Below are 12229 nucleotides of genomic sequence, written 5' to 3'. Positions count from 1 at the left end.
CCAGAATATATATAATTAATATAGATTATCAAATTTTTTTAATTAAGAGTTTATTATTTCTTAAAATTAAAAATCTTTAGCTTAAGGAGAATATAAAATGATTAACGGTTTTCTGCAGCAAACTTATTTTCAAAATAGAATTATCGATTATATCGTTGCTATAGCAATTTTTATTTTACTTATAATAGCTGTTCAAATTGCAAAAGGAATCTTGTTAAAATTACTAAAAACTTGGGCGAAAAAGAGCACCAGTAAAATAGATGATAAATTTGTTAAGGCATTCGAAGAAAAAATAAAAACTTTTCTAAATTTAGTATATTTTGGTGCTTTTTATATCAGTATTAAGTATCTTACCTTAGAAGCGCAAATAGAAAAGTTTTTTAATATTTTCGTCATTATCCTTTTAACTTTCTTCGGAATTCAATTTTTACTCTCTATCACCACCTATGGACTGGAAACTTACTGGGTAAAAAAGGAAAAAGATCAGGCTAAAAAACAAGCATTAAAAGGCATTATTGCTATTATAAAAATTATTGTCTGGAGCATCGTTCTTATTATTCTCTTGGATAGCTTAGGGGTTAAAATCTCGGCACTGATTGCCGGATTGGGCATTGGCGGTATTGCCATTGCGCTTGCCGCTCAAACTATTTTGGGAGATCTATTCAGCTGCTTTATCATTTTCTTTGACCGCCCCTTTGTGACCGGTGATTTTATTATCATTGGCGAATTTAAAGGTACTGTAGATAAAATAGGCCTTAAAACAACCCGCCTAATTAGCTTGGGGGGCGAACAACTCATTTTTTCCAATACGGACCTAACTAATTCCAGAATAAGAAATTATAAACGAATGGATCGACGGCGAATTGTATTTGAATTTGGTGTTATCTATCAAACTACCCTAACACAGTTAAAGAAAATACCCCAAATAGTTGAAGAAATTATTACTCAAATTCCAGAAACAACCTTTGACCGAGCCCATTTTGCTTCTTATGGGGATTTCAGCTTAAACTTTGAAGTAGTGTATTATGTCAATGATCGTGACTATAATAAATATATGAATATTCAACAAGAAATTAATTTTCAAATAAAAGAAACCTTCGAAAAAGAAGGAATCGAATTTGCTTATCCTACTCAAACCCTATTTCTTTCTAACGAAAATAAAAAATAATCAGGTTTTAAGTTAAAATTTTAAGGAGGATATTTGTTATGCAATTTTATTTGATCTTAGCAGCGATAATTGCCATTTCTATGGTTATTTTTTCTTTTCAAAATCCCTTTCCCCTCATGGTCTACTTTCTTGGTTGGGAAGTAAAAATCTCTCTTACCTTAATTTTAATTATTACCTTTATTGCCGGAATATTAACCTGCTTTTTAGTTACTACTATTTCAAGAATGAAAAGAACACGATTAATTACCCGTCAGAAAAAGAAAATTGCTGAATTAACCAAAGAAGAAATAAAATAAAGAAAAAATAAAGTAGTATAAATTAGAATAGATAAAATTAAGAGATATTATTTTTTTCTTTTCCTACAGTCCTACAGCCACTTTTTCTTGCGGAAATAAAATAGCATTATAATACTTACGACTGCCATTATAAATAGGGCAGCAAAATATCCCCAGCGTAATTGCAGTTCTGGCATATAGGCGAAGTTCATTCCATAAATTCCGGCAATAAAAGTTAAAGGAATAAATATAGTAGCTATTATGGTTAATACTTTCATCACTTCATTCATTTTATTGCTAATACTGGAAAGATAAATATCCAGCATCCCGGAGATCATATCTCGGAAAGTTTCTATGGTATCAATGACTTGAATACTATGGTCGTAAACATCCCTCAGGTAGATACCGGTAGTTTCTTCTATTAGCACTGATTCCGTTCTTTCTAAACCGCTTATTATTTCTCTCAAAGGCCAAACAGATTTACGCAAAAATATCATATCTCTCTTTAAGTTATGAATTCCCTGGAGAGTAGACGGTATAGGATTAGCTACTAATTTTTCCTCCATTTCCTCAATCTTTTCTCCGGTTCCTTCCAAAATTGCAAAATAACTATCTACTATAGCATCTAACAAACAATATGCCAGATAATCAGCTCCTGATTTCCTCATTTTCCCCTTTCCCCTTCTAATTCTCTCTCTGATAGAATCGAAAACATCACCTTTTTTCTCTTGAAAAGAAATAACAAAATTGCACCCAAGAATTAAGCTAACTTGCTCGATCTCTATCTTATTAATCTTTTCATTAAAATAAATCATCTTCAGGATAATAAGGATATAGTCTCCAAAATCTTCCATTTTGGGACGTTGGTCAGTATTCATAATGTCTTCCAATAGAAGAGGGTGTAAACCTAAAATTTCTCCAATTTTTTCCATGAGTTCAATATCATGGACGCCATTTATGTTTATCCAGGTAACGGCGGGTTTATCCCTAAGAGGAAAACATTCCTCGATTTTTTTTATCTCTTTCTCTTGATATTGTTCTTTATTATAATCAATAAGTGTAATTTCCGCTTTTTTAGTCTTCCTATCTCCTATGTGCATAAGAGTACCGGGAGGAAGACCTGCTTTTTTTGATCTCTTCTTAACTGATTTACTCATTACAATTCACCTCGTAATTCATATTGCTATATTTTCGCAAAAACTCTTTTAGCCTCCCCTTCGCATTTACCAATATTTATTTAATACGTGATAATTTGGTCAAATCCTTCTTTTATTTGAAAAATATTAAAAATAAGTAAAGCCTTCGCCTATAAGATCAAAGAGTTCGGTATTTTTCGCTATGTAGATGTGTTGTGGTGATAAAATTATATCAATTATGTTATAATTTAATAAAAAGCTTTTTTACAACCATCATTTAACAATCTAATATCTGCAATGATAGTATTACATTATTCACCCATTTATTATTAAACATTTTCAATATTGAGGTAACCTTAATTTGTTTAGATTATTCAGCAGAAAATTTATAATATTTTTTTTAATAGTGACCCTGTTTATCACCATTTTAGTCGCAGGATATCTTTTTATTTTCAACAATCAATCGTTCCGAGATTATCTAAAACCAATAATCATCAAACAATTAGAAAATAATCTGGGTAAAAGTATATATATAGAAGAAGTGCAATCAGCATCCTTCAATTCACTGGTATTTTCTAATTTAGCTATTTTAGAAAACACTACCACCGGAGGAAATATCGTCTTATTAGAGGCAGAACGGGTTACGGTAAATTTCCGATTTAACTTCTCCTTCCCGCGAGTAAAAAACTGGCAATTAGTCCTCACCCAACTTACTTTTCATAAGGCTCGCTTACAGCTTCACCGAGATTTAAAAGGAGATTTTGACCTGGTAAAAAATTTCAATTTTAATCCGGATATGATTAAAAGTAATGTTACTTTTAATAAAATTTATTTTAAAGATAGTCTCCTCCTCTTCCAAGATGATTTTGTCTATCAAAGCGAAAGTTTGTCCACAGAGGCTAAACACCTAAATGGCTTTTTAGACTTAAAAGATTTACCCAAAGTTGAATTTGAATTTGATGGATTGATAGAGAAAGATAGTTCATCAATCGCTATGCAAGGATATTTATTTATCGATCAATCCCTCTATTCTCTAAACTGTCAACTTAAAAATGCGGATATGAAGCATTTTCAACATTACATCGACGGTCTTGAAGCGTTAAATCTGGAAAAGGGTCGATTTGATTTACAACTTACCTTGGACTCTGATCCAACTTTAGTCCCTGCGCAGACATCCTGGCAAGGTGAAGTATCGTTTCAAGGAGTTAACCTAAGACCCGATCCTTTAAATAAAATATTCCTTGAAAATATTCATGGTATAATTCAATTCCGGGAAACAGAGATTCAAATCGATAACTTTCAAGGATTTGTTCATAACCAACCCTTCAATCTTTCGGGACAAATCTCTTTTCAAGAGATAGCCAACTTTAATCTGGATTTAGACATAAAAGATTTTCCCTTAAATACTTTAGAAGAAGAGCTGGAGGAATTTGTGGCAAAAAGCGGTTTTTTATTAGAAGGGAATATCTCCCTGGGGGTCAATTTAAAGGGTAACCTTGATAACTTCCAGGTAACTGGCCAACTGGGCTCTTTGGCACTTAACCTAAACGACTGGCAATTACAAAATCCAAACCTTCTGTTCTCTTTTAAAGAAGAACAACTTATGATTGAATCCCTGGAAGCCCAATGGGAAGATACTGAAATAAAAGTAAAGGGAATAATTGATTGGGAAAAACCAACTCCGATTTATCAATTTTTTGCACAGATCAAAGGACTTGATTCAGAAAACTCTGCCTTCAAGAAAATAGCCTTTTTGGATTCATTTTCCGGCAATTTATCTGGAAATTTCACCGTAGAAGGGAATCTTCTGGCAAATTCTCCCATTAACTTAACCGGACAAATAAGCGCACAGGAAGTAAAATTATGGAACAATCAATTGCATGAATCCATTGGTGCTCAATTGGAAATGGAAATATTAAATTCCTCTTCCTTCGTATTAGATAGACTCACCATATCCTATCTTCAAAATCAATTTAATCTATCCGGAAAATTGGATTCAAAAAATCAATGGGACTTTAAACTCGATAGTAGGGATATTTCTTTGAATGATCTTTCCTTTTTACCTAATCTTGATGAATTAGAAGGAATTGCCAGTATTTCCGCTAAAATTCAGGGAACAGCTTCCCAACCTCAAATAGAGGGAAAATTAGAGTTAAAGAACGCTAATTGGGAAAATTTAGCTCTAAATAATTTTGAAGGAGATATATCCTATCAATTTCCTTTCGTACAATTTAAGCAGATATCTTTAGATAATAACAACATCAGTTTAACTGCCGTCGGACAGGTTGACTTACAAAAAGACAGCCAGAAGCAAGTAGACCTAAAACTTCAAATATCCAAAATAGATATGAATTATGTAAACGAATTACTCGCACTTGAAGAATCTTTGTCCGGATGGGCTCATGGTTTTGTAAACCTTCAAGGTAATTGGCCGGATATTTCTTTAGATAGCCAATTAGATTTAGAGGAAATTTCTATACAAAATTATTTTTTGGGTAAAGGGAATTTTCATTTTGGACTGTCAACAGATAGATTAAAGAATTTTACGGACTGGAGCATTAATAATTATCAATTGACTATTGAAGAATTGAGCTTCCAGCAGGCAGAAATGCAAATGAACGTCCAGGGAAAAGCTGATTTACAAAAAGACCTTCCTTTTTCTCTGGATATAAAGTTTAATCATAAAAATTTAAAGCAGTTGATTGCTTTGACTAATCTTCAAGATCTAAAAATGGCTAACCTTCTTCCTTCAAAAATAGAGGGAACACTTAAAATAATGGGAAACTTGACTTCTCAACAGTTTTTTTTAGAGTCTCTACTCTCCACTCCTCAAGATGGAATCGATTTACAATATGACTTAAAATTAAATTTAGAAAAAAAGGAATCTAAAATCAATATAAGTGAATTATTGCTAAAACAGCAAGAAGGACAATTTTTAGCTGAAGGATGGCTGGATATCAACCAAAATTTATTAGATATACAATTTAAAGCGAGGGAATTCGATTTAAACAACCTTAGCCAACTTATCGGATTCAAAGAAGAGTTAAAGGGAAATCTTATTATTGCTGGAGTTTGCCAGGGTTCATTTCAGCGCCCTGATTTATCTATTTCTGCTCAAATAAAAGACGGCACATTCCGTAATTTTAAATTTGAGGATCTTCAAAGTAAAATTAACTGGAAAGAGGGCAATCTGGATATACAGGAATTAATCATCTCTTATCAACAGAATCTTCAAATTAAGGCGCAAGGAAAGATACCATTTCCTTTTATGGTCTCTGATAAAAAAGAGGAGCTGGATCCGACTTTTAATAAAATACCTTTGAACTTTAAGGTCAGTTTAGAAAATGCTGATTTAAGTTTCATACAAATATTTTGGGATGGAAACTTTAAACAGGTTCAAGGAATTACCAATCTTACCCTAAATTTATCCGGCACAGTCAGTCAGCCCATTCTAAATGGACAAGTTACCCTCGATCAGGGAATTTTAGAATTAATTTCTACCCCCATTAAGTTAGATAAAATAGAATCTAAAATCGATATTGTCAATAATTTAGTAAAAATTAGACAACTTACTTTTATATTAGATAATAATTTAATTTATGTTTCCGGAGATTTTAAATTAGTTAATTTCCGCCCTGATGATCTTAGAATTAAAATATGGAACGAAGAAGGGAAATTAATCTATGGAGATATGCTGACTACTCAAGTGAATTTCCAGTCTGAACTTAATGGCTCTTTCGATTCCCCTCAATTAAAAGGAGAATTTATTTTTTCTGAGGGAGAGTTGAATTGGAAGCCAGGTTTTCAATTTAGCACTGGAAAAAATGGCTCTTTAACGGATTTAAAGGGCAAAGTAGATCTTTCTGCCAAAATTTTAAATAATTTTCAATTCAAAGCTCCCAATGTAGAATTAAAATTAGATGGAGAAGTAAAAATTCAAGGGGATTTACCTCAGCCCGTTTTTAGCGGTCAATTAACCATCAGAAAAGGGTATTTTTTATTCCTCGAGCAAAAATTCCAATTTAGCGAAGGTAAATTATTGTTGAATGAACTCACCGGTCCTGATTTACTCCTGGATATTAAAGCCACTACTAAAATAAACCAGGTAACGGTCTTTTTAAAGATTTCCGGAAATCTTTCTGCTCCTCAAATATCGCTCACTTCCAAACCTGCTTTAACCGAGGCGGAAATTATTTCTTTATTAACTTTAAATAAAAATATTAGTGGCCTATCAGAGGGAGAAGTTGACGCATTGTTAAGGGAAGAAATTTTTAACTTAATTTTTCAAGGACTAAGCATTAATTTTCTGAGAAGAGCTGAAAACCAGATTGCCAATTATTTAGGATTAGATCTTTTCCGAATAGAAACGATATTTAAAGAAAATAGTGAGTCAACTCCTTTTTATGATTTAAATTTTAAAACATTCGGAATTGAAGTAGGCAAAAATATTACCGAAGATATTTTTCTAACCTATTCTACTTCACTTGATGGTTATAGCGAAAAGAATTTCAGTATTGATTATCAATATAAACCGGATCTGTCTTTTACTGCCGAAATAAACACCTTCGCCCTGGAAAAGAACAATACTGAAATTAAAATGGGTATACAATTCGAATTTTAATAAATATATTCCGGCAACAAAGCTCAGGTTATAAATTGACTTAGCCTTATTTTGGGAAAATAGTATGCCTTCTTTGGAATTTATTTTGCGTTAATAATTTTATTTTCATAATGTTTCTTCATCTCTTGGTTAAATGGTAGAGCGAGTATCTCTTCTATAACGGCTTCTGCTTGCTCAAAGGATTTAGTGCGGGGATCTCTGACCAAAATTTCTTGAAGTATTTTTTTGTCACCGGAAACGAATGCTTCTAAAGCCCATTCCATTTTTAACCTTCTTGGAGCTAAATACATATCTTTTATCCGCTCTGGTAAGGGAGGATTTATCTCCTCAGGATGAATTCCTTCCCGGTCTACCATGACCGGTATTTCCACTACTACATCCTCGGGGATATCCAGGATTATCGGTCCTTTGTTTGGGATGTTTAGCACTAATCTTTCTTGAATCCCATTAACTAATGCATTGATAAATTGAATATGTTGTTCCCCGCTTTGAACTTCAGGAGGAAATTCTTTTAAAAGATTAACCGATTGATCGGAGGCAAGTTGGGAATTTTTTTTCGTCAATTCCTTCAAATGATTTTCTTGATACCACAACCAACCCAAATCAGAATCTGCTCCCCCCCATGGTTCTCCATACCACTTTTTTTTCGTTTCCAGGTTGTAGTGGTATTTCCAGCTCCCATTCCGGATAGTATCTCCTATGGGCATTTTACCATAAAATTTATACATATCTATTGCCGCAGGACTCATTTTGTCATCAAAGGGATTTTTAGGTTTCCATTTTTTCGCTTTCTGCTCTATCCATTGGTTCAGCAGGGGATATGCATCCTTACCTTTGTAAAGAAACCGGGTCAGCCATATATTGTGATTAAATCCTGCAACCTGCCAGTTTACATCTTTTATGTCTAATCCCAGACTTTGCATTACAATTTTAACACTGTTATGTTCATGACAAAAACCTACAACTTTAAGGTTAGAGTACCTTGATATCAGGGTAGTACCTTCAAATACCGGATTAGCTGTCTGAAGCAGCCAAGCATTTGGACATATTTCTTCCATGCTATGAGCTATCTCTAAAAAATATTTAAGTTGATTATAATTACTTAAAGTGTGATAATCAGAAACCATATTAAATTCTTGACTATCTATGCCTCTTGCATATCCATGCATTTCTCCCGCTTTCCTGCTGGCTTCTAACTGAACATGGCCACCAATAAGAGCAGTGTTGATTACGAAATCTGCCCCTTTAATTGACTGTTTCATGTCTGTTGTTTTCTCGAAACTTAAATCAGTTTTCAATAGAGCAGCGTATCTTTTTGCTAAATTGTGTACTGAATTCAAGCGATCTTCATCGACATCCATAAGTGAAATAGAGCTTCCGGACAGATCTTTTGCTTTGCAAAGATCTCCCACTAATTTTAAAGAAAAAATAGCACTACCTGCTCCTATGATACTTAGTTTTATTCCGGACATATAAATTCCTCCACATAAACAATTTTTTATTTATAGAGATAGAAAACCATCCTATTTTAAGGATATGTATCTGCTTTTATTTATCTTATCGAATAGCAAAACTATCTTCTGACTTAACTGTATGGTAAAATTATCAAACATGAACAATGCCCTGCCAGCCAATTGGTGACCTTTATTAAATGACAATTCAGCGGCTTTGGGTTATAAATTTACACTATTTTGATAAAAGTTCTTTAATCTGTCTTTCCGGATAGCGGCTCATAATGATAAGCCCTAATAGGGCAACTATACTTCCCAATACAGGAGCTAATCTCACTCCCAGGGAATTACTGATATCTTTACCAAAAATAGAATACAAAAGAGCAAGACTGGCAGTCGAAAGACCCAGATTGAGTTTCATAAAAAACCCCTGGACACCAAAATACATCGCTTCTCTTCTCTCCCCGGTTTTTTTATAATCAACATCGCAAAGTTCAGAAAGCATTACATTGGGAATAATCATCAGTACTGCCGCAGGAAATCCCATAAGCCCTATAAAAATTAGTCCCCAAATCTTGGGATTGAGCGGGGCAAGACCGGTGAAAGACAGAAAAATAGAAAATATAGAGAATAATCCAAGGCTTAACATCATAATCATTTTCTTCCCTCGAACCCTCGCTAAGTATCCCACCAGCGGGAAACAGAGTGCCGCAATGACAAAAAGGATAGTAAATATATTTCCGGCAAAAGCCTCATCAGCACCCATCAGGGTAATAACAATTGGTATGGCAGATGAACGAACAATATTAAAAAGAAACCATAGGGATATATTGGCAAAAAGATAGATAATAAAAGCCTTATTCCCGACTGTTTTTTTAAAGGAGTCCATCAGTGGTACCTGGCTAGGTTTGGCAGTGGAAAACCTTTTCTCGTCTACCGCAAATACAGCCGCGTATAATAATAGAGCTCCGAAAATAGCCAGATAAATAACCATTTTACGATAAGAACTGACGTAATCAGCATTCTGCATAAATAAAGTCAAAAGAAAAGGACCGCCAATCATCACTACTGCTGAACCAATGAGAGAAAAGTATCCTTGAGCGGTAGCAATACCAATCCGGGCTTTTTCATTGTGACCGAGTTCGGGAATTAAGGCAAGGTAAGGAACGACATATATTGTAAAGAAAAAAAAGTAAAAACCAAAAATAATAGCCAGATAGATACCATTGACAAAGGAAGTATGGGGTAAGGGCGGAAAAAATATCAGAACTGTAGATAATGCCAGAGGAAGTCCTCCTATCGCCAGGAAAAATCTTCTTCTCCCAAATCTCGAGGTGGAACGGTCAGTCCAGGAAGCCACCAACGGGTCAGCCACCGCATCTACAATCCTTCCAAAGAGCATCACTGCTCCCAGCATGGTAATTATGCCTAAAAACCTCTCATTGGAAACAAAAGGAATCATGCCTTCTGCCACTCTCTCTTTGGGGGGAAGCAGAAAGGCGATAGCGAAAGTCAACCAGATCGAATCTAACAAGACCCATCCTGTTGTGGACAGGTTATAGAGAAAAAGTCTCTTACCTTTAAATTCTTCCATTTTTCTCTCCTTTCTTGAATATCCTATTGCGTAGTTTTTTCTAATACCCGTAAATTTTACTCTTGTATGATAATTTTATTAAGGAAATGTTCTACCTATTATCATTCTTAATAATAGGTTTTTGCTATAAAATTTTTTTCAAACTCGACATTCTTATCTTCATGGTACTCTGCTTTTTCTCTGGCTTCATACAATCTTTTTAAGTTTAAATTAACCGTTATCAGGTGATTCCCCTCATAAGAGGAAGACAAAGATAAAACCCCATCTTTTTTTTCAGTCATTGACAGGGGAGCGAAAATGCCGGCTTTTCCGGTAAAATGCATTCCGGCAATCCATCCATTTAGAGAGGATTTTAAACCATAGAGATAAGATTCCTGCACCCGAGGCCAAATTCCTCTTAAGGCCTTCCAGGTAGAATATTCTTCTAAATTAGCGATAGGTAAAATAACTATATCTGCTTCTATTTCTCGGGCGATACGGAAAGTCTCAAAGTAAGTGGCATCCATACAAATAGGGCATATTACTTTTCCAAAAGGTAAAGAATATGCCTCCATTCTATTGCCTCTTTTTATTCCTAATTTATCTTCAAAATCAGTAAGGTGCATTTTCTTTTGAGTTCCTATCAGGCTTCCGTCCGGAGCAAAGAGTGAACCGGCATTATAAATTGCTTCTTTTTCTTTTAAAATATAACTTCCGCTATAAATATAGATCCCATACTCTCGTGCCAGCAGAGAAATAATTTTCTTGATCCCCCTCTCAATAGGTTTTGCTTCCCCTGTAAAGATTTTAGCCAAAAAATTGTTATTTCCAGTTGAACCTGATTCTTTCACTCTATCTTCCTTTAGGTTTATAGCTTTTAGGGCTCTTTTATTTAGAATTTGATTTATGAAGTGAAATCCTGGAATTAAACCGAATAGATCAAAAAAATTATATTCCGGAAAAATAATCATACAGCTCTTCTCTTTTGCTGCCTGCTCTACAAAACCACAAAGCATATCAATATATTCTTCAATATTATTTACCGGGTTAATCTTCCTTTGAACACAGGATACCCGAATATTCTCTGCATCAATATCTTCTGAAATCCTTCTTTTTTCAATCTTTAATTGTGTAAAATGCTTTTCTATTCTCTCCAAAGATATTTTTTTGCTAAACCATTTTTCCACTAAAAATTCCATATTCCTGTGCCTATCTTTCTTTAAACATTTTCATCTGCTGGTAAAATTCTCGATTCAATTGGGCGAGCACATTAAATTGGGAAATAGCCTTTCTTCTCTTCTCATTGTCCAGCTTAGCAATGATTAAACTTTTCTGGCCGCTGCTTCTCTCCAAATATCCATCTCCCTTTTCAGTCATTTCCAGGGGGGCATAAATGACCGATTCTCCCCAAAAACTCTGCTTTCCCAGGAATCCGTTAAATCCGCTTTCTACCGCAAAGAATTGATTTTGCTGGACTTCTTGCCACAGTCCACTCAGCGGTAAAGCCGGGTTCTTTTCTCCGGTAAAGCCTACCGGAGATAGAATGGTATCTGCCCCTTTTAAAGCCGCCATCCTGGAAACCTGGGGATAAAAAATGTCGGTAGAAATTATTAATGCTAACTTCCTATCCTTTATTTCTTTTAATTCGATCTTTACTCCCCGGGAAAATCCTAATTCCCTTTCCCAACGGGCTAAATAAATTTGTCTCTGTTTAAGCAGCACTTCTCCGTTTAATATTAGACAGGATTCATGATAGATATTATTTTTTTCTTTTTGCCAATAAGTCCCCGGACAAATTATTATTTTAAGATTTCGAGATAATTCTTTTACCTCTTCTATATATTCCTGGCCATTTGCATCCTGTATCAGATTTCTTAAACTTATATTATCCGGATGGTTCAGTTGCTGGAAAAAACATCCGGTAAACCCGGGGAAAACAATGATATCAACTTGCTCTTTTACCGCCTTTTCTAAATATTCTTTGATCTTGCCAATTAGGATTTTT

At 34.3% G+C, this 12229-nt stretch carries 8 protein-coding genes; 3 read left to right on the top strand and 5 right to left on the bottom strand.

Annotation, left to right across the window (positions count from 1 at the left end; all coding sequences use genetic code 11):
* Positions 1–97 precede the first annotated feature (97 nt).
* Both ENO17_01510 and ENO17_01505 read left to right on the top strand, forming a co-directional pair.
* Entirely contained in the window at positions 98–1168 is a 1071-nt protein-coding gene (locus ENO17_01510; protein HER23727.1) for a mechanosensitive ion channel family protein, read from the top strand.
* Positions 1169–1206: 38 nt separating this feature from the next.
* On the top strand, positions 1207–1464 hold the full coding sequence (locus ENO17_01505; GenBank protein ID HER23726.1) for a LapA family protein: 258 nt from the start codon (positions 1207–1209) through the stop codon (positions 1462–1464).
* A 71-nt stretch (positions 1465–1535) separates the two neighbouring features.
* Here ENO17_01505 and corA read toward each other — a convergent pair whose 3' ends face one another.
* Positions 1536–2600 carry a magnesium/cobalt transporter CorA gene (corA, locus tag ENO17_01500; GenBank protein ID HER23725.1) on the bottom strand — a complete coding sequence of 355 codons (1065 nt, stop codon included), beginning with the start codon at positions 2598–2600 and terminating at the stop codon, positions 1536–1538.
* 340 nt (positions 2601–2940) lie between these two features.
* On the opposite strand from corA, the gene ENO17_01495 reads away from it, so the two are divergent.
* Complete coding sequence (locus ENO17_01495; GenBank protein ID HER23724.1) at positions 2941–7200, top strand: DUF748 domain-containing protein; 4260 nt, start codon at positions 2941–2943, stop codon at positions 7198–7200.
* 80 nt (positions 7201–7280) lie between these two features.
* On the opposite strand, the gene ENO17_01490 is transcribed toward ENO17_01495, so the two are convergent.
* The 4 genes from ENO17_01490 to ENO17_01475 all read right to left on the bottom strand — a co-directional run.
* A complete protein-coding gene (locus tag ENO17_01490) occupies positions 7281–8672 on the bottom strand; it encodes an alpha-glucosidase/alpha-galactosidase (protein HER23723.1) in 1392 nt (463 codons plus the stop codon).
* Between the two features lie 214 nt (positions 8673–8886).
* A complete protein-coding gene (locus ENO17_01485; protein HER23722.1) occupies positions 8887–10245 on the bottom strand; it encodes an MFS transporter in 1359 nt (452 codons plus the stop codon).
* A 107-nt stretch (positions 10246–10352) separates the two neighbouring features.
* Positions 10353–11423: a nitrilase gene (locus ENO17_01480; GenBank protein HER23721.1), complete on the bottom strand. Its 1071-nt coding sequence runs from the start codon at positions 11421–11423 to the stop codon at positions 10353–10355.
* Between the two features lie 10 nt (positions 11424–11433).
* The coding region (locus ENO17_01475) for a carbon-nitrogen hydrolase family protein (GenBank protein ID HER23720.1) at positions 11434–12229 on the bottom strand (796 nt) is incomplete at its 5' end.

This window comes from Candidatus Atribacteria bacterium, from assembly GCA_011056645.1.
In the GTDB taxonomy this organism is placed as follows: Bacteria; Atribacterota; Phoenicimicrobiia; order Phoenicimicrobiales; family Phoenicimicrobiaceae; genus Sediminicultor; species Sediminicultor quartus.
The sequence above is the reverse complement of the archived record's forward strand: the minus strand, read 5'-3'. Positions and strand labels throughout refer to the sequence as shown.